We start from the raw sequence: 16,977 nt of genomic DNA, 5'->3' as shown, positions 1-16,977 counted from the left end.
CATTAACTTGCATAGCATGAATCCACCAATACGGAGCCAGTGCCATGTATATACCCAGCGCCTTTCGTGTGGACGATATCCACGCGCTGCACAACGCCATCGACAACAGCCGGCTCGCCACCGTGATCAGCCAGGGAGCTGAAGAACTTCAGGCCAGCCAACTGCCACTGCTATTGGTCCCTGATGAAGGCCCTCACGGCACGCTTTATGGCCATTTCGCCCGTGCCAATGGCCACTGGCGCGAACTCGCTGAAAACCCTTCAGCATTGGTGCTGTTCACTCCGGCCGATGCTTACGTCAGCCCCAGCTGGTATCCGGCAAAAGCGGCGCATGGCAAGGTCGTCCCAACCTGGAACTACATCAGCGTTGAGGTGCGCGGCAAAGTTGAAGTGTTTGAAGACAAGGAGCGCCTGCTGCAATTGGTCAGCCGCCTGAGCCAGCGCCATGAAGCCGGCCGCACGCAACCGTGGGCCGTAAACGATGCGCCGGCCGATTACATCGACAGCATGCTGCGCGCCATTGTCGGCTTCGCCCTGCCCATCGAGCGCATCGAAGGCAAATTCAAGCTGAGCCAGAACCGCGATATGCCCGACCGCATTGGGGTCAGCACTGGCTTGAATCAAAGCGCTGATCCGCGTGATGTCGAATTGGCCGGGCATCTCGTGCAAACCCTTTCAACGAAACCATAAGCGAGCCGTTCATGACCGTCGTAATTCGCCTCGTCAGCCCAGCCGATCACGCCAACTGGCTGGTACTTTGGCAGGGCTATCAGCAGTTCTATAAAACCGAGATCAGCGCTGAAACCAGCGCAATCACCTGGCAGCGTTTTCTCGACGCCAACGAGCCGATGCACGCGGCGCTGGCCTGGCAGGACGGCAAGGCGGTGGGTATGGTGCACTGGATTTATCATCGCTCGTGCTGGACCACGGGCGATTATTGCTACCTGCAGGATCTTTTTGTGGACGCGGCGCAGCGCGGCAGTGGCGTGGGTCGCCAACTGATCGAGCGTGTGTATGCCGAGGCCAAAGCGGTGGGCGCATCGCGGGTTCACTGGCTCACACACGAGACCAATACCGACGCCATGCAGCTTTATGAGCGCATTGCTGATCGCTCCGGTTTCGTTCAATACCGCAAACTTTTCTAAACAGGAACAGCGCAATGTACAACCCGGAAAAAATCGACTGGCAACCTGCCCAAGCGCCGTCTCGCCAACCGCTGCAGGGCCACTACGTGCGCCTTGAACCCCTGGATACCACGCGCCATGGCGATGATCTTTGGCAAGCCCTGCAAGGCCCGGAGGCCGACCCCGTGCTGTGGGATTATTTGCCCTACGGCCCGTTCCCGGAGCGTGAGGGATTCAATACGTGGTTGGCAGGCCATGAAGCCAGCCGTGATCCGCTGTTTTTTTGCGTGATTGATCTGGCATCAAACAAAGCCGTCGGGCTGCTCAGCCTGATGAGCATCGTGCCGAGAGACGGGCGTATCGAAATTGGCCATGTTGCGTTTGGCGCACCGATGCAACGCACAATTGGCGCAACGGAGACCTTCTGGTTGCTGGCGAGCCTGGCCATGGATACGCTGGGCTATCGGCGTCTGGAGTGGAAGTGCAACGCCAATAACGCCCGCTCGATGCGCACAGCCGAGCGCCTGGGCTTTCGCTATGAAGGCACGTTTCGCCAGCACATGGTGGTCAAGGGCGCGAATCGGGACACGGCGTGGTTTTCGATCATCGACAGCGAATGGCCAGACTGCCGTAGCGCGTTCAGCCAATGGCTGAGCCCGGCCAATTTCGCCGCCGATGGCGCTCAGTTAAAGCGCCTGGATGAACTGCGCAACGCGCCCGCAAACTAGGCGCGAAGTCACTTCCGGGCGGCCTCGTTTCAGGCGTTGGCCGCTGTTTCAGCGACGCATTTACAGGCCCGGACCAGCGCCTGACTGAGATCGACCGCCGAGAACTTGGTCAGCACATCATTGGCCCCGACGCTGTGCGCGCGGGCCGTGTTCATGGTGCTGTCGAGCGAGGTATGCAGCAACACGTAAGTATGAGCAATACTCGGCCGCTGGCGAATTTCACTGACCAGACTGTAGCCATCCATCTCCGGCATCTCGATGTCCGAAACCAGCACCTCAATCGGCGTGCCCGCGGCCTCTTCATCAAGCAACATCTGCAGCGCGGCAGCGGCGCTGCGGACCGCCTGACACTCAAGGCCCAGCTTGCGCAGGGTGATCAGGGTTTGCTGCAGCGCCACGTGCGAGTCATCCACCACCAGCACGCGACATCCCTCGATCAGGTTACGCTCGCTGCGGGTCAGTTGCTGTTCATCAAGCTCTTCCGGCAAGACCGGCGCGATTTCATGCAGGACTTTCTCGATATCAAGCACCTGCACAATGGTGCCGTCGATCTGTGTCACACCCGTAATGAAAGCACGTGCGCCAGTGCCTTTGGGAGGCGGCCGCACATCGCTGGTCGCGCACTGGACAATCCGCTCGACACTCTTAACGTGTAATGCCTGACGCGAGCGGCTGAGCGCGGTAACAATCAAACACCCTTCCTGGCTGTCATTACCGCCCTGCTCGCCGACCGCCCGGGCCAGATCAATCACGTTCAGCGGTGCGCCACGCAAGGTCGCGACGCCGCGCACATGCGGGTGGCGGTTAGGCAATTTGGTCAGGGTTGGACACGGAATAATCTCATTAACCTTGAGCAGGTTGATTCCCAGCAAACGACCACTGTGCAGCCGAAACAACAACAGCGACAATCCATCGGTCAATGCTGCACTCATTCCCTACTCTCCTTAACTCGAATTCTGCGTTTTCAGGCCGAGCCTTGCCAGCCTTTGCAGCGACAACGCTTCAGCCCAGAAAGGCAACGATCTGTTCGGCCTCGAAAGGCCAGTTCAACTCCGCGCCGGTATCAACCCGGCGCAGCACCGGAATACTCAACGCGTATTGCTCAACCCACTCTTCGTGCTCGGCAACATCGATCAACTCAACCAACAAGCCATGCTCCACAAATGGGATCAGCATGGCCTCGGCCACTTCACACAAATGGCACCCAAGGGTGCCGAACAACTGACATTCAGGGAGCATCAGCCTCCCCTCCACTGACAAATCAACAGGCTTGCAGTTTAGCACTGCAGACCCCGCCGGCACTGCACCAACCGGGCTGATAATAGTGAATACAACCCGCCTTAATAATCAGCAGCGGTGATGCGAATCAAACAAGTCTGATTTAAATACTCACATCACCTTGCGGCGCATTAACGGTTGATTAATGCCAGATTTCGCTGACGCTACAGCGCCGTGCAACAGGACTAATTAACTCACCGTTGCCGTCTGATCAGACTCATCTGAATAGCGCTACTTACATATGTGTAGCGGCCCAGACCAATAAAACTTTAATCGCTGATAATTGCAGTAACTTGTGCGCTAACTGTCACAGCCCCACGCTAGAGCCGGCGGTGCCTGCAGGCAACGACCTACCAGTCATCAGATGACTACTTGAATAGCGCATGCTCACTACTAAAGTCTAAATGCCAGTGATTTCAACCCGTGTTTTATTTCAGTGCGTGATAGATGGGCCATAAATAACAAGACCTGCACACACCATCGTGGAGAAAATAATAATGCGTACAACTTCTCTCGCCCGCGCTGTGGCTCTCGCCACATTAGGGGCCAGCATGACGTTACCCACTCTTGCCCATGCCGAATTTATCAAGGACAGCAAGGCCAGCGTAGAGCTGCGTAACTTCTATCTGAACCGTGACCTGCGTGATACCACGCCGGCACAGCAGAGCAAACGTGAAGAATGGGCACAGGGCTTCCTGTTCAAAGCTGAATCGGGCTATACCGAAGGCACCGTCGGCTTCGGCCTTGATGCGTACGCAGGGCTGGGCCTGAAACTCGACTCCTCACCAGATCGTGCAGGCACCAACCTGCTGCCGGGCAGTTTTGGCAACAAGGCACCGGATGATTACTCGGATGGTTTTGTCACCGGCAAGGTTAAAATCTCCAAGACGGTCGGCAAAATCGGCGGCCTGACGCCCAAGCTGCCAATCCTCTCTGCCAACGACTCACGCTTGCTGCCGCAGACCTTCCTCGGTGGTCACATCAACTCGATGGAAATCGAAAACCTGACCTTTGATGGCGGTATCATCAAAGAGCTGAATCAGCGCGATTCGACCGACTTCGAAGACCTCAGCATGACTGGCGGTGGCAAGCGCAATATCTCCTTCGGCAGTGGTGGCAATCAGGGTGATGACCTGAACTTCGCCGGGTTGTCGTACAAATGGAACAACCTGACCACCACCTATAACTACGGCCAACTGGAAGAGCTGTACACGCAGCACATCTTCAACGTTGTGCACGTACTGCCGATTGCCGACAAACAGAGCCTGAAAACCGATCTGCGCTATGCGCGTTCCAATGACGACGGCTCAACCAACGTCGACAACGATGCCTACGGCGCAATGTTCACCTACGCGCTGGGCTCTGCCAGCATGGGCCTGGGTTACCAGAAAATGACCGGCGATACCGGTTACGCCTATGTCAGCGGCAGTGACCCGTTCCTGGTCAACTATGTACAGATCGGCGACTTTGCCAACAAGGACGAAAACTCATGGCAGGCGCGGTTTGACTACAACTTTGCCGGCGTGGGGATTCCCGGCCTGACCTTTATGACGCGCTACCTGACCGGCGACAATATCGACCTGATCACCACCCCCGGCGAAGGCAAGGAGTGGGAGCGCAACACGGATATCGCCTACGTGATTCAGGAAGGCCCGGCGAAAAACCTCGGGTTTAAATGGCGTAACGCGACCGTGCGTAATAACTTTGCCAATGATCTGGACGAAAACCGTCTGATCATCAGCTACACCCTGCCGCTGTATTGATTGCAGGACGTTAGTTAAAGGCATGGCCAAAATCCACGGGGAAATTAGTGTGGGTTTTGGCCACTACCTGCCAGACACCGCAATCGGTCTGATCCGGCAAGAGACTCCCACCAGACCAAAGACGCGCTAGATATTCATCACGTTAAGAACACGCGATGCCGCGCTGTCATCAATCTTCAAGCTGGCGAAATCAAACAGGTTGCGGTCCGCCAACTGTGAAGGCACCACATTGCCCAGCGCACGGAACATGATTTCGGTGCGGCCAGGTGATTTGCGTTCCCACTCCTGAAGCATTTCCTTGACCACCTGACGCTGCAGGTTTTCCTGCGAGCCACACAGGTTGCACGGGATGATCGGGAATTCCTTGAGCGTCGAGTACGCTTCAATATCCGCCTCGTTACAGTACGCCAGCGGGCGAATCACCACGTTCCGGCCGTCATCGGCGAGCAACTTCGGCGGCATGGCCTTGAGTGTGCCGCCGTAGAACATGTTCAGGAAGAACGTCTCGAGGATGTCATCACGGTGGTGCCCAAGCGCCATTTTGGTTGCACCAATTTCATCGGCAAAGGTGTACAGCGTGCCGCGACGCAAGCGTGAGCACAGCGAACACGTGGTCTTGCCCTCCGGGATTTTCTCCTTGACCACCGAATAGGTGTCTTTTTCGACGATGTGATACGGCACACCGATCGACTCAAGGTAGGCAGGAAGCACATGTTCAGGGAAACCCGGCTGCTTTTGGTCCATGTTGACGGCAACAATCTCGAACTTGATCGGCGCCACTTTCTGCAAATGCAAAAGCACATCCAGCATGGTGTAGCTGTCCTTGCCGCCCGAGAGGCACACCATGACCTTGTCGCCGTCTTCGATCATGTTGAAGTCGGAGATCGCTTCGCCAGCCTGACGACGCAGACGCTTTTGCAGTTTGTTCTGATTGACCGAGAGGGTGCCCATGTACGCAGGAGTCCGGAGTTAGGTGCTAAAGGCGGGCATTTTACGCAGAAACCGCGACAGACCCCAGCCCATTAATCAGGATCCAGCACTTATTGCCCTCCCCGGCACGGCGAGTGGCTCTGGTCGGCAGCATTTTGGGTGAAAGTATTTCGCCTGAAAATGTGCCGCAGCTGGCATTTTTCACGCGGTTTCACTGGCCAATAAGCTGTAAATGCTAGGCTCAAGGCATGACTGAAGATTTAGATCCACGCCTTGAGCTATCGGAGCAGGTGCACGCACTACTGCTCGAAACGCCCGCTGGGCTCAGTGAATATGCCCTGATCCAGTTGCTCAAAGAGCGCCACTCAAGCCACATCCCAAACCTGCCGCTCACCGATAAGCTGGTGCTTTTTCGCACCCACTTTCTGGTTTTCAATGCGCTCTACATCCTGCGCGACCAACTCTGGGCCGAGCAAAGCGGCGCGCTGCTGATCAGCCCGCTGCACATCGAACTGCAAGCGTACAGCAGCGGTGCACGTGCGCTCAGCGAGCATGACCCTTTGCGTGAGTACTATCTGGATCTGAACAACTTGCGCGACACCGACGAGGCCGAGGTCGAAAAGCTGCTAACCAGTTTCTGGACCCGCATCCGCGGCGGCGATGAGAAAATTGCCGCACTGGAATTGTTCGAGCTGCATGAAGCTAAACACGCCCTCGACCTGAGCACCATCAAACATCGCTATCGCCAGCTGGTCAGTCAGCATCACCCGGATCGTGGCGGCAATACAGAGCGGTTGCAGACCATTAACAAGGCGATGGAAATACTACAGCGCTATTACAGCTAGCGTTCAAATACCAATTTGCTCTAATCAGCTAGCCTCTTGTTTGTTAATCCGGTGCCATACTGCGTCATACGGTCGCAGTTGATTTGGCCCGTACTCGGTTTTGCTGCCTACGCAACCCGAGCGCTCCGCCGGGGGGCGACCGCATAAAAAGAGGAGGTGCCTGGTATGATCCACCACGTTTGGGGGCTCTTCACCCATCCCGACCAAGAATGGCAAGAAATTCGTGGCGAGGAAGAAAGCATTAGCCACATGTATCTCACCCACGTCCTGATTCTCGCGGCGATCCCCGCGATTTCAGCCTTTATCGGTACCACCCAGGTTGGCTGGTCGATAGGCGGACGAACACCGGTGATGCTCACCGAAGGCAGTGCAATGTCGATGGCCATCATGAGCTACCTGGCAATGCTTGCAGGGGTTGCAGTGATGGGGGCATTCATTCACTGGATGGCGCGTACATACGACTCCAGCCCGAGCTTCGCACAATGCGTAGTTTTTGCGGCTTACACTGCAACCCCACTGTTCATAGGAGGTTTGGCGGCACTTTATCCGCACTTGTGGCTGGGCATGCTGGTGGGTACCTGCGCCATTTGTTACACGGTTTACCTGTTGTATGTGGGCATACCGACCTTTATGGGCATCCCGTCAGATGAAGGCTTCATGTTCTCAAGCTCGGTGCTTGCAGTCGGTCTGGTCGTGCTGGTGGCGATGATGGCCAGCGCCGTGATTCTCTGGGGGCTGGGCGTAGGCCCGGTGTACACCAACTAGTTATAAATCTTTTCAACGAAACCACCTGCGGGTGGTTTCGTCGTTTTAGGCTGCCAGCAACCGCAAGCTTGGGCATAATTGACAGGCACTCACTCACTGCTGGATACCATGCCCGAACAGATTCTCGCCCGCGTCGAAGCCTGCTACCAGCAAGCAGAAGCCTTCTTCAAAAAGCCATTTTTGCGCCCCGAGGTCAGCTTCAAACTGCGCGGGCAAAAGGCCGGCGTTGCCCACCTCACAGAGAACAAATTGCGTTTCAACCCCGAGTTGTACCGTAATAACCGTGAAGACTTCCTCAAGCAGACCGTCGCCCACGAAGTGGCGCACCTGATTGCCCATCAACTCTTTGGCTTGAGCATTCAGGCCCACGGTGAGGAATGGCAATTGATCATGCGCGGGGTCTACGAGTTACCGCCCAATCGCTGCCACACCTACGAGGTAAAACGGCGTAAGGTCAACCGCTTCATCTATCGCTGCGCGTGCCCGGCGCCTAAAGACGAGTTCCCATTCTCGGCGCAGCGTCATGGTTTGGTCAGCAAAGGTCGGCGTTATTTCTGCCGGCGTTGCAAGGCAACACTGAACTACAGTGGCGAACAACGCATCGAATAATCGTCATCCTGCTCACTTAGGCTGACGGTAAGCAACCTGCAACCCACTGGTGTGCAGGCACGCCTCTCTTCAGACAAGGATCTGCCGATGATTGAATCCATCCTGCTAACGGCTGCGCGCCTGACCACGTTTGCCCAGAGCACGCTGCTCACCAGCGCCAGCGGCTTTTACTTTGAGCGTGATGAACGCCTGTTTCTGGTGACCAGTCGCCACGTCGTCAGCGAGACCGGACACAATCCGGATCGGCTCGAAATAGAGATTCATACCGATGCCGAGAACATGGCCGAGTCCACCGGCTTCTCGATCCCGTTGTATCAGAACGGCAAAAGTATCTGGCGTCAGGCTCAGGATGGCACCGGCGATGTTGATGTCGCAGTCATAGAGCTTGATCGAAGCGCCCTGCCCGCCAGCATGGTTTATCGCGCATTCAAACCCGAACATCTGGAGTACTCAGAAGAGCAGGCCGAGGTCGGCAATTCTTTATTGGTGGTGGGCTTTCCGCTGGGCTTTCACGACACCTTGCACCACTTGCCAGTCGTACGTCAGGCAACTATTGCCTCATCTTTCGGCCTGCGCTTTCAGGGCCAGGGTTACTTCCTCAGTGACGCCCGCACGCACCGCGGTATCAGCGGTGCCCCGGTGGTGATGCGCACGCAAGAATCTGCTGCACTCGGCGGTCTGCCCTATATTCTGCTCGGCATTCACTCGGCGCGGCTGGATGTCGGCACCCGCGACCTGCACGCCGATGAGGCGCTGGGGCTTAATTGCAGCTGGTATGCCGATATCCTCATGACGTTAACCGAGAATTGATTCGCTCAGGCGACTGCCCCAGAGGCTTTCAGCTCACTGATTTGCGCCTCGCTGTAACCCAGCGCCTGCAACACCGCCACCGTATGTGCACCAACGGCTGCGCCAATATGGCGCGGCTGTGGCAAGCCGGCTGAGAACTTTATCGGGCAGGCGATCTGGGTCTGGCTGTGTTCCGCGTCCAATGGCACCTGCACGGTCACTCCGCGCGCCTTGAGCTGCGGATGCTCGAGCGCTTCGCTGATTTTGAGCATGGGTTCGACGCAGGCATCGAGTGCCGCAAAGACCTCGCACCAATCGGCAAAGTCACGCTTCTCGAATTCAATCTCAATCGCCCGCTTAAGGCTGGCCTGATCTTCGGGTTTCGGCGACAAGCCCATGCGCGCCAATTCAGGCTTGCCGATGGCCTCACAGAACTGTTGCATGAACTGCGGTTCCAGACTGCCGACAGAGAACCAGCGACCATCGCGACTGCGGTAATAATCGTAGAAACTGCCGCCATTGAGCACCTGATTCTGCATGTCCGGCTCGACCCCGGCCGCGAGGAATCCGGCCCCCGACATACCGTGCAGGCTGAATGAGCAGTCGGTCATGCTGATATCAACATGCTGCCCTTCACCACTGACCTGACGCTGGATAACCGCCGCCAGCAGTCCCATCACGCCGTGCAGCGAACCGCCGGCGATATCAGCCAGCTGCACGCCCAACGGCAGAGGCCCGCTTTGCTGGCGTCCGGTGTAACTGGCCACACCAGACAACGCCAGGTAATTGATATCGTGACCGGCGCGCGCCTTGAAGGGGCCGGTTTGACCGTAGCCGGTGATCGACACGTAAATCAGCTTGGGGTTGATGGCTTTGAGCGCCTCATAGCCGAGCCCCAGTTTCGTCATCACACCGGGGCGAAACTGCTCCAGCACAATGTCGTACTCACTTACTAACTGCTTGACCAGCTCAACCGCCTGCGGCTTTTTCAGATCCAGAGCAATGCTGCGCTTATTGCGATTGAGGTAGGCGTGGCTGGCCGAAACGCCATCTACGTGCGGCGGCAGAACGCGAACTAAATCAGCCCGTGTCGGCGACTCGACACGCAGCACCTCGGCGCCCATGTCGGCCAGCAGCAGCGAGGCAAATGGCCCTGGCAGCAGGGTCGAGAAATCCAGAATTTTCAGTGAAGCCAACGGCCCGGTCATGGCGTTTCCTTGGTTCTGCCCATACGTTTACGTAAAGGCTGGATAATGACATCGCGTGCAATCCGATATGGGCAAGGCTCCGTCAGTGTGCAATCGCGCAGCCGCAAATCAACCGGCGATGTAACGACTGACGAGTTCCCCGTGCGGCAAGCCTGCGTTGAAGCATGCAAACCTTTCAATAGCATCGGTGCGCGCTGCACAGCAGATTAGGCGGCGCAGCGCACTCACTCAATGACTCATCTGCTCAGGCTCGATTGACGCATTCGTTCAGGCGATAATGGCCGCCGCGCAATCCAGGCGTTGGCACAGGCGCTGGCTTAATCACCCCGCAATGGTTGAAAATACCCGCCATAGCCCGAACCCACCGAGTTGCAAGACCGCAGCTCGCTGCAAAATTTTACCGACAACGGAGGATCCATATGCGCTCTGAACGAGCCCCGACCTACAGCCCACTTCCCGCAAAGCTGGTTGGCGCATTGATGCTGATAGTGGGAATTGTCCTGCCGAGCGCAGGGATTTATCTGGGCTTGCTCGAACAATCGTGGTTCTTTCTGGCACACGCCTTATTTTTTGTAATCACCAGCGTGCTGCTGTTCAAAACCCATCCGGGCGCTATCGCGGTCTATGCCCTCGGCATGATTGTTTGCACCGCTTGGGCTGTTGCCGAAGTGCACCTCGATCAAATGCGCCTGCTGCCGCGCCTGACCATGTGGTTCGTGTTTGGCCTGATCTTGCTGCTGCCCTGGGTCCGTCGCCCGCTGCACCCAAAAGTAGCTCCGGTAGCGGTTTTACTGTTGACGCTGGCCGTGGTGACCACCGCAACGGTCGCGGTGCTGAGCCAGCTGTACATGATGAATATCCTACCCTGAGCTGAACCGTCCGAGGCTTATCGTGACTGCGGCTGCCTGCCCGTCACGATAGGCCAGCAATGGCTGCATCCCCCGCAAAATCCCGCAGCACACGCACGCATCCGCCGCAGTTGCCGGCAAATATGCCAACACCCTTGTTGCAAGCACCTGCGCATGGCTAAGATCGCAGGGTTTTAACCCGAGATAGGCGAATGCGCGAGCGCTCCATTTCCAGTCATTTCGTGCGAGCCGCCTTGCGCGGCGCCGAGATGCACGGTCACGATTGCCACCGCTTGCTGCGTCAGTTGAATATTCAGCCGGCACTGCTTGAGGAGCCGCGTGCGCGATTGGCGCCCGAGCAATTCACCCAATTGATTCGCCTGCTGTGGGAAACCCTCGACGACGAATACCTGGGCTTTGGCGTGCAACGCAGCCGACGCGGCACATTTGCGATGATGTGCCATGCAATCATCAACTGCCGTTCACTGGAAAAAGCCCTCAGCCGGGGGGCATTGTTTTATAGCTTGTTTGCCGACGCACCCGCGATCACCCTGAATATTGTGGGTGACAGCGCCGAGTTGAGCGTGGATGGCAGCCAACTGAATGACCCGGATCACTTTCTGCTCGAAAGCCTGCTGGTGATCTGGCATCGGCTGGGCAGTTGGCTGATCGGCCAGCGCATCACCCTCGAGCATGTCAGCTTTGCCTACAGCGAACCCGCACATGCCAGCGAGTACGAGCTGTTATTTCCCTGCCCGCGGCAGTTTTCAGCCGCGCACACCACGCTGCGTTTTCATCGGCGTTACCTGAACATGCCGTTGTTGCAGGATGAACGCACCCTCAAGCATTTCCTGCTGCGCTCACCAGCAGATTTGCTGGCCCGCCCGCACGGCGGGCACACATTAGGCAGCCAGATTCGGCGCTTGCTGGGCCGCGATTGCACGCAATGGCCCGACCTTGAATGCGTCGCCAAGCACCTGCACATGAGCCCGCAAACCCTGCGCCGGCATCTGCGCGAAGAAGGTTGCAGCTTTCAGGAGCTAAAGGATCAGCTGCGCCGCGACCTGGCGATTTATCACCTCGGGCGCGACGAACTGTCGATTCAGGCCATCGCCGAGCAGTTGGGTTTTTCCGAACCCTCGGCGTTTCACCGGGCCTTTAAAAAATGGACGGGCCTTACGCCCGGTAACTACCGCGCGCAAGAATCCTGAGGCGCTTACAAACGTCGCGCGCGCCAAGCCGCCACGATGAACAAACACGCCAGCACACCGAGCAATGGCAACCAGCCAAAATGCTGCCAAACATAACCGGCCGCGTAACCCACCACACTCGAGCCCAGATAATAGGCGCACAGATACAGCGCCGAAGCCTGCGCCTTGGCGCCGTTGGCACGCTGACCGACCTGACCGCTGGCCACTGCATGGGCCGCAAAGAACCCCAGCGTAAACAGGCCCAAGCCGATAACCACAGCAAACAGATGGGTCGAGGCGCAGAGCAAGACGCCCACCAGCATGATGCCGATGCCACTTTGCAGCACTTGGCGAGCACCGAAACGTGGCACCAGACGCCCTGCCCAACCGGCGCTCAAAATGCCCATCAGGTACACCGTGAAGAGCATGCCGATAACCGTTGAGGACAGATTGAATGGCGCGGCGGCCAGGCGAAATGCAACGTAATTGAACAGCGCGACAAAGCCGCCCATCAACAAAAACGCCAACGAGAACAGGCAGCGTAAATCACGGTTTTGCAGGTGCATGGCAAAGTTGTTGAGCAAGCCGCGAACCGACAATGGCTGCGCGTGGAAATGCCGTGAAGGAGGCAGCAGCCAGGCAAAGCTGATCAGCGCCAGCACACCCAACACACCAATTCCGCCCAGCGCCCAATGCCAGCCACCGAGGTCACTTAACAGACCAGCCAAGAGCCGCCCCAGCAGACCGCCCAATGCCGTGCCGCCAATGTACAGTCCCATCGCTGCGGGCAGCGCTTGCGGGTCGAACTCCTCGCCAACATAGGCCATCGCCAGCGCGGGCAATCCGCTCAAGGCCAGACCAAGCAACGCGCGAAACAGCAACAACAAGTCCCAACTGGTAACGAATGCGCAGGCAATTCCCAACACACTGGCAATCCCTAAAGCGCCCAGCATCACTGGCTTGCGGCCCCAGCTTTCGGCCAGCGCTCCCGACACCAGCAGGCACAGGGCCAAACTCATCGTGGTGAGCGATAACGCCAGACTGCTGGTGGCAGCCGACACCGCAAACTCTTCAGCCAGTAACGGTAACAACGGCTGCACGCAATAGAGCAGCGCGAAGGTCGCAAATCCTGCACAGAACAGCGCCAGAGTTGCCTGGGTATAGGCGCGAGTTCCTTGTTTCAGGTGGTGTGATTCGGGCATTGACTGATCCATTGATAAAGATCACTTAGGGCAGGATTCAAGCCGCTAATTATGACCGAAAGTGGCGCGCCAGTGGGCGTCTCAATGGTTTACGGGCAACCCAAGAGGTGCAAATTCCCTGCCCTGTAGCGGGTTTCATGTAGACCGTTTGTCGGTGATCAGACAGGCCAATCGATTTTTCCAAAGGGGCAACTAAGCTGTTAACAACAGCAAACGGAGTCTGACTACATGGACCAGACGAATCAAAATAATGCTGACAAAGGCAAAGAAACGCGCCTGTTTCTATTCCTGATTATCTGCCTGTTTCCCCTTCTCGCCGTTGCCATTGTCGGTGGCTATGGTTTTTTTGTGTGGTTCTTGCAAATGCTCGTGGGGCCTCCCGGTCCGCCCGGTTGATAGCAACCGAAAGCGCCCTACACATTGCGGAGCATATCCATGCAAGAAACCCTGCACATAGCCAGTTTACTGGTGCACGCACGCCCCGAATTATTCGCGCAGGTGAAAGCCAACCTGCGCCTGTTGTCTGACCTCGAACTGCATCAGGAAAGCCCGCTGGGCAAGCTGGTGGTGGTTATCGAGGCGGAGAACGAAAGCCAGATTCTTAAGCGTATTGATCAAATCAGTAATTTGCCGGGTGTGCTCAACGCCGCTCTGGTCTATCACGAAATACTCTCCCCGGAAGGAGAAACCCAATGAGCATGACCCGTCGCGAGTTTGCCAAAGCCCAGGCCGCTGCTATTGCCGCAGCAGCTGCCGGGATGCCGATTGTGACCTCGGCAAGCAATCTGGTTACTGAAGCAGACATGACCACCCTTGAATGGAACAAGGCACCCTGCCGCTTCTGCGGCACCGGGTGCAGCGTGATGGTCGCCACCAAAGACAATCATGTCGTGGCCACCCACGGTGACGTCAAGGCCGAGGTCAATCGCGGCCTCAATTGCGTCAAGGGCTACTTCCTGTCGAAGATCATGTACGGCGTTGACCGCCTGACCAAACCGATGCTGCGTATGAGCAACGGCCAGTACGACAAGCAAGGCGAGTTCGCCGAGATCAGCTGGGACCAGGCCTTTGACATCATGGCCCAGAAGTACAAGGAAACCATCAAGGCCAACGGGCCTGAATCAGTCGGCATGTTCGGTTCCGGGCAATGGACGGTGTGGGAAGGCTACGCCGCCAACAAACTGATGAAAGCCGGATTTCGCAGCAACAACATCGACCCCAACGCGCGCCACTGCATGGCCTCGGCAGTTATGGGCTTCATGCGCACCTTCGGCATGGACGAACCAATGGGGTGTTATGACGACATCGAAGCCACCGACGCCTTCGTGTTGTGGGGCTCAAACATGGCCGAGATGCACCCGATTCTGTGGAGCCGGGTCACTGACCGGCGCCTGAGCCACCCCGAGGTCAAGGTGGCCGTGCTCTCGACATTCGAGCATCGCAGCTTTGAGCTGGCCGATATTCCGATGGTGTTCACCCCGCAAACGGATTTGCTGATTCTCAACTACATCGCCAATCACATCATCGAGTCCGGCGCAGTCAATCAGGACTTTGTCAGCAAACACACCAAGTTTGCCAAGGGCACCGACGACATCGGCTACGGCCTGCGCGCCGATAATCCGCTGGAAATGCAGGCCAAAAACGCCGACAAGGCCAACACCTGGACCGACATCTCACTTGAGCAGTTCGCCGAATTCGTCAAACCCTACACACTGGACCGTGCGGCCAAGGAAAGCGGCGTTCCGGCTGAGCGCCTGCAAGCACTTGCTGAGCTCTACGCAGACCCGAAACGCAAAGTCGTGTCGTTCTGGACCATGGGTTTCAACCAGCACACCCGCGGTGTGTGGGCGAATAACATGGTCTACAACATCCACCTGCTCACCGGCAAAATCAGTGAGCCGGGCAACAGCCCATTCTCCCTGACCGGCCAACCGTCAGCGTGCGGTACGGCCCGCGAAGTCGGCACGTTCTCCCACCGCCTGCCAGCAGACCTGGTGGTGAATAATCCCAAGCACCGCGAAACCGCAGAAAAAATCTGGAAAGTCCCGGCAGGCACCATTCAGGAAAAGCCAGGCTTTCACGCCGTGCAACAGAGCCGCATGCTCAAGGACAACGTGCTCAAAGTGTATTGGGCAATGGCCAGCAACAACATGCAGGCTGGCCCCAATATCATGCAGGAAACCTTGCCGGGCTGGCGTAATCCCGACGCCTTCGTGGTGGTTTCCGACCCGTACCCGACTGTCTCAGCGCAGGCAGCCGACTTGATTTTGCCGACCGCCATGTGGGTGGAAAAGGAAGGCGCTTACGGCAACGCCGAACGCCGCACGCAGTTCTGGCATCAATTGGTTAGCCCGCCCGGCGACGCCAAGTCCGATCTTTGGCAGTTGATAGAGTTTTCCAAGCGCTTCACCACCGATGAAGTCTGGCCTGCCGAATTGCTGACAAAAGCGCCGGAGCTCAAAGGTAAAACGCTGTTCGATGTGCTCTACAAAAACGGCAATGTCGACAAATTCCCCAGTGAAGACCTGGCCGAAGGTTACCTCAACGATGAGGTCAAGGCGTTTGGCTTCTATGTGCAAAAAGGCCTGTTCGAGGAATACGCCGCCTTCGGTCGCGGCCACGGCCACGACCTAGCCCCATTCGATGATTACCACGTCGCACACGGCCTGCGCTGGCCGGTGGTGGATGGCAAAGAGACCCGCTGGCGTTATCGCGAGGGGCTGGACCCCTATGTCGAGAAAGGCAGCGAGGTGCAGTTTTATGGCAATGCCGACAACAAGGCGATCATTTTCGCCCTGCCCTACGAGCCCGCGGCCGAGTCTCCGGACGAGGAATATCCATTCTGGTTATGCACCGGCCGGGTGCTTGAGCATTGGCACACCGGCAGCATGACCCAGCGCGTGCCGGAACTGCACAAGGCCGTACCGGATGCCGTGGTGTATATGCACCCCGAAGATGCCAAGGCGATGAATGCCCGACGCGGCAGCGAGGTCAAGGTCATCAGCCGGCGTGGTGAAACACGTGCCCGGATTGAAACACGCGGGCGCAACAAACCGCCTCAGGGTCTGGTTTTCGTGCCGTTCTTCGACGCCAGAAAACTGATCAACAAAGTCACCCTGGATGCCACCGACCCGATCTCCAAGCAAACCGACTACAAGAAGTGTGCGGTGAAGATCGAACTGGTCAAAATGGCCTGAGGAATTCAGTCATGAGTTATCGCCTACTGCCGTTGATGCTGCTCGCTGTGTTCGGCCTGGCTGTTGCCAGCGACCTCAACTATCCACTTGATGCGCCGGCGCCGGATAGCCGGCGAGCCGGTGGCACCATCAGCGAAAGCCTGCCTGCGCCCGAACTGAGTGTGACCGAAAACAAGGACCTCAAACGCGAACGCAATTACCCCGAGCAGCCGCCGACCATTCCGCACAGCATTCGCGGCTATCACCTCGATAAAAACAGCAACAAATGCCTGAGCTGCCACAGCCGCGCCAACAGCGAGCGCAGTCAGGCGCCGATGATCAGCATCACGCACTACATGGACCGCGACGGTCAGCCACTGGCGGCGGTATCGCCACGGCGCTACTTCTGCAATCAGTGCCATGTCACGCAAAAGAATGCCCCGACCCTGGTCGAGAATAATTTCGAAACCATCGACCAGTTACTGGAAAAGCAAGCCGCTGAATCGGCGAAGAAACCCTAAGG

Annotated in this window: 19 protein-coding genes; 14 read left to right on the top strand and 5 right to left on the bottom strand. The window is 57.3% G+C overall.

Going from position 1 to position 16,977, the window contains the following annotated elements:
• Positions 1-44: 44 nt before the first annotated feature.
• The 3 genes from FEZ62_RS18270 to FEZ62_RS18260 are packed head-to-tail and all read left to right on the top strand — an operon-like array spanning position 45 to position 1,851.
• On the top strand, positions 45-689 hold the full coding sequence (locus FEZ62_RS18270) for an FMN-binding negative transcriptional regulator (protein WP_172929339.1): 645 nt from the start codon (positions 45-47) through the stop codon (positions 687-689).
• Between the two features lie 11 nt (positions 690-700).
• Complete coding sequence (locus FEZ62_RS18265; RefSeq protein ID WP_172929338.1) at positions 701-1,144, top strand: GNAT family N-acetyltransferase; 444 nt, start codon at positions 701-703, stop codon at positions 1,142-1,144.
• A 14-nt stretch (positions 1,145-1,158) separates the two neighbouring features.
• Positions 1,159-1,851 (top strand): GNAT family protein, encoded by a 693-nt coding sequence (locus FEZ62_RS18260; protein WP_172929337.1) that lies wholly within the window; start codon positions 1,159-1,161, stop codon positions 1,849-1,851.
• Positions 1,852-1,880: 29 nt separating this feature from the next.
• On the opposite strand, the gene FEZ62_RS18255 is transcribed toward FEZ62_RS18260, so the two are convergent.
• Both FEZ62_RS18255 and FEZ62_RS18250 read right to left on the bottom strand, forming a co-directional pair.
• Complete coding sequence (locus FEZ62_RS18255; RefSeq protein ID WP_172929336.1) at positions 1,881-2,783, bottom strand: chemotaxis protein; 903 nt, start codon at positions 2,781-2,783, stop codon at positions 1,881-1,883.
• A gap of 70 nt (positions 2,784-2,853) precedes the next feature.
• On the bottom strand, positions 2,854-3,090 hold the full coding sequence (locus FEZ62_RS18250; RefSeq protein ID WP_172929335.1) for a glutaredoxin family protein: 237 nt from the start codon (positions 3,088-3,090) through the stop codon (positions 2,854-2,856).
• A 536-nt stretch (positions 3,091-3,626) separates the two neighbouring features.
• Between FEZ62_RS18250 and FEZ62_RS18245 the strand changes: the two genes are divergently transcribed.
• Positions 3,627-4,892, top strand: a complete 1,266-nt coding sequence (locus FEZ62_RS18245) for an OprD family porin (protein WP_090508582.1) — start codon at positions 3,627-3,629, stop codon at positions 4,890-4,892.
• A gap of 126 nt (positions 4,893-5,018) precedes the next feature.
• On the opposite strand, the gene ttcA is transcribed toward FEZ62_RS18245, so the two are convergent.
• Positions 5,019-5,843, bottom strand: a complete 825-nt coding sequence (gene ttcA, locus FEZ62_RS18240; RefSeq protein ID WP_069898914.1) for a tRNA 2-thiocytidine(32) synthetase TtcA — start codon at positions 5,841-5,843, stop codon at positions 5,019-5,021.
• Between the two features lie 227 nt (positions 5,844-6,070).
• Here ttcA and FEZ62_RS18235 point away from each other — a divergent pair, with 227 nt between their 5' ends.
• The 4 genes from FEZ62_RS18235 (at position 6,071) to FEZ62_RS18220 (ending at position 8,851) form a co-directional block, all read left to right on the top strand.
• The gene (locus tag FEZ62_RS18235) at positions 6,071-6,667 is read left to right on the top strand and encodes a DNA-J related domain-containing protein (RefSeq protein WP_069898916.1); all 597 of its coding nucleotides are present in this window, start codon (positions 6,071-6,073) and stop codon (positions 6,665-6,667) included.
• A 165-nt stretch (positions 6,668-6,832) separates the two neighbouring features.
• The gene (locus FEZ62_RS18230; RefSeq protein WP_069898918.1) at positions 6,833-7,432 is read left to right on the top strand and encodes a Yip1 family protein; all 600 of its coding nucleotides are present in this window, start codon (positions 6,833-6,835) and stop codon (positions 7,430-7,432) included.
• A gap of 108 nt (positions 7,433-7,540) precedes the next feature.
• A complete protein-coding gene (locus tag FEZ62_RS18225; RefSeq protein ID WP_150549522.1) occupies positions 7,541-8,041 on the top strand; it encodes a SprT family zinc-dependent metalloprotease in 501 nt (166 codons plus the stop codon).
• An 87-nt stretch (positions 8,042-8,128) separates the two neighbouring features.
• The gene (locus FEZ62_RS18220) at positions 8,129-8,851 is read left to right on the top strand and encodes a serine protease (protein WP_172929334.1); all 723 of its coding nucleotides are present in this window, start codon (positions 8,129-8,131) and stop codon (positions 8,849-8,851) included.
• 5 nt (positions 8,852-8,856) lie between these two features.
• Here FEZ62_RS18220 and FEZ62_RS18215 read toward each other — a convergent pair whose 3' ends face one another.
• A complete protein-coding gene (locus FEZ62_RS18215; protein ID WP_172929333.1) occupies positions 8,857-10,038 on the bottom strand; it encodes a CaiB/BaiF CoA-transferase family protein in 1,182 nt (393 codons plus the stop codon).
• A gap of 419 nt (positions 10,039-10,457) precedes the next feature.
• Here FEZ62_RS18215 and FEZ62_RS18210 point away from each other — a divergent pair, with 419 nt between their 5' ends.
• Both FEZ62_RS18210 and FEZ62_RS18205 read left to right on the top strand, forming a co-directional pair.
• Positions 10,458-10,907, top strand: coding sequence for a hypothetical protein (locus FEZ62_RS18210; protein ID WP_172929332.1), 450 nt, complete (start codon positions 10,458-10,460; stop codon positions 10,905-10,907).
• Between the two features lie 191 nt (positions 10,908-11,098).
• Positions 11,099-12,097 carry an AraC family transcriptional regulator gene (locus tag FEZ62_RS18205; protein WP_172929331.1) on the top strand — a complete coding sequence of 333 codons (999 nt, stop codon included), beginning with the start codon at positions 11,099-11,101 and terminating at the stop codon, positions 12,095-12,097.
• A gap of 5 nt (positions 12,098-12,102) precedes the next feature.
• On the opposite strand, the gene FEZ62_RS18200 is transcribed toward FEZ62_RS18205, so the two are convergent.
• Positions 12,103-13,278, bottom strand: a complete 1,176-nt coding sequence (locus FEZ62_RS18200; protein WP_069898932.1) for an MFS transporter — start codon at positions 13,276-13,278, stop codon at positions 12,103-12,105.
• 228 nt (positions 13,279-13,506) lie between these two features.
• Between FEZ62_RS18200 and FEZ62_RS18195 the strand changes: the two genes are divergently transcribed.
• Genes FEZ62_RS18195 through FEZ62_RS18180 form a run of 4 tightly spaced genes read left to right on the top strand, consistent with a single transcriptional unit; the run spans position 13,507 to position 16,975 of the window.
• Positions 13,507-13,674, top strand: coding sequence for a periplasmic nitrate reductase, NapE protein (locus tag FEZ62_RS18195; RefSeq protein WP_172929330.1), 168 nt, complete (start codon positions 13,507-13,509; stop codon positions 13,672-13,674).
• A gap of 39 nt (positions 13,675-13,713) precedes the next feature.
• Positions 13,714-13,974, top strand: a complete 261-nt coding sequence (locus tag FEZ62_RS18190) for a chaperone NapD (protein ID WP_172929329.1) — start codon at positions 13,714-13,716, stop codon at positions 13,972-13,974.
• The gene (gene napA / locus FEZ62_RS18185) at positions 13,971-16,475 is read left to right on the top strand and encodes a nitrate reductase catalytic subunit NapA (protein WP_172929328.1); all 2,505 of its coding nucleotides are present in this window, start codon (positions 13,971-13,973) and stop codon (positions 16,473-16,475) included. Before FEZ62_RS18190 ends, napA begins: the two co-directional genes overlap by 4 nt.
• 11 nt (positions 16,476-16,486) lie before the next feature.
• Positions 16,487-16,975 carry a nitrate reductase cytochrome c-type subunit gene (locus FEZ62_RS18180; protein ID WP_069898940.1) on the top strand — a complete coding sequence of 163 codons (489 nt, stop codon included), beginning with the start codon at positions 16,487-16,489 and terminating at the stop codon, positions 16,973-16,975.
• Positions 16,976-16,977 lie beyond the last annotated feature (2 nt).

The sequence above is a fragment of the Pseudomonas sp. MS19 genome (assembly GCF_013277615.1).
Classification (GTDB): domain Bacteria; phylum Pseudomonadota; class Gammaproteobacteria; order Pseudomonadales; family Pseudomonadaceae; genus Aquipseudomonas; species Aquipseudomonas marincola.
Note: the sequence above shows the minus strand (reverse complement) of the source record. Positions and strands in the feature narration are given on the sequence as shown.

Bases quoted from the DNA above. Each gene is read 5' to 3' on its own strand.
- FEZ62_RS18270 (WP_172929339.1), top strand. From the start codon at position 45: ATGTATATACCCAGCGCCTTTCGTGTGGACGATATCCACGCGCTGCAC.
- FEZ62_RS18265 (WP_172929338.1), top strand. From the start codon at position 701: ATGACCGTCGTAATTCGCCTCGTCAGCCCAGCCGATCACGCCAACTGG.
- FEZ62_RS18260 (WP_172929337.1), top strand. From the start codon at position 1,159: ATGTACAACCCGGAAAAAATCGACTGGCAACCTGCCCAAGCGCCGTCT.
- FEZ62_RS18255 (WP_172929336.1), bottom strand. From the start codon at position 2,783: ATGAGTGCAGCATTGACCGATGGATTGTCGCTGTTGTTGTTTCGGCTG.
- FEZ62_RS18250 (WP_172929335.1), bottom strand. From the start codon at position 3,090: ATGCTCCCTGAATGTCAGTTGTTCGGCACCCTTGGGTGCCATTTGTGT.
- FEZ62_RS18245 (WP_090508582.1), top strand. From the start codon at position 3,627: ATGCGTACAACTTCTCTCGCCCGCGCTGTGGCTCTCGCCACATTAGGG.
- ttcA (WP_069898914.1), bottom strand. From the start codon at position 5,843: ATGGGCACCCTCTCGGTCAATCAGAACAAACTGCAAAAGCGTCTGCGT.
- FEZ62_RS18235 (WP_069898916.1), top strand. From the start codon at position 6,071: ATGACTGAAGATTTAGATCCACGCCTTGAGCTATCGGAGCAGGTGCAC.
- FEZ62_RS18230 (WP_069898918.1), top strand. From the start codon at position 6,833: ATGATCCACCACGTTTGGGGGCTCTTCACCCATCCCGACCAAGAATGG.
- FEZ62_RS18225 (WP_150549522.1), top strand. From the start codon at position 7,541: ATGCCCGAACAGATTCTCGCCCGCGTCGAAGCCTGCTACCAGCAAGCA.
- FEZ62_RS18220 (WP_172929334.1), top strand. From the start codon at position 8,129: ATGATTGAATCCATCCTGCTAACGGCTGCGCGCCTGACCACGTTTGCC.
- FEZ62_RS18215 (WP_172929333.1), bottom strand. From the start codon at position 10,038: ATGACCGGGCCGTTGGCTTCACTGAAAATTCTGGATTTCTCGACCCTG.
- FEZ62_RS18210 (WP_172929332.1), top strand. From the start codon at position 10,458: ATGCGCTCTGAACGAGCCCCGACCTACAGCCCACTTCCCGCAAAGCTG.
- FEZ62_RS18205 (WP_172929331.1), top strand. From the start codon at position 11,099: ATGCGCGAGCGCTCCATTTCCAGTCATTTCGTGCGAGCCGCCTTGCGC.
- FEZ62_RS18200 (WP_069898932.1), bottom strand. From the start codon at position 13,278: ATGCCCGAATCACACCACCTGAAACAAGGAACTCGCGCCTATACCCAG.
- FEZ62_RS18195 (WP_172929330.1), top strand. From the start codon at position 13,507: ATGGACCAGACGAATCAAAATAATGCTGACAAAGGCAAAGAAACGCGC.
- FEZ62_RS18190 (WP_172929329.1), top strand. From the start codon at position 13,714: ATGCAAGAAACCCTGCACATAGCCAGTTTACTGGTGCACGCACGCCCC.
- napA (WP_172929328.1), top strand. From the start codon at position 13,971: ATGAGCATGACCCGTCGCGAGTTTGCCAAAGCCCAGGCCGCTGCTATT.
- FEZ62_RS18180 (WP_069898940.1), top strand. From the start codon at position 16,487: ATGAGTTATCGCCTACTGCCGTTGATGCTGCTCGCTGTGTTCGGCCTG.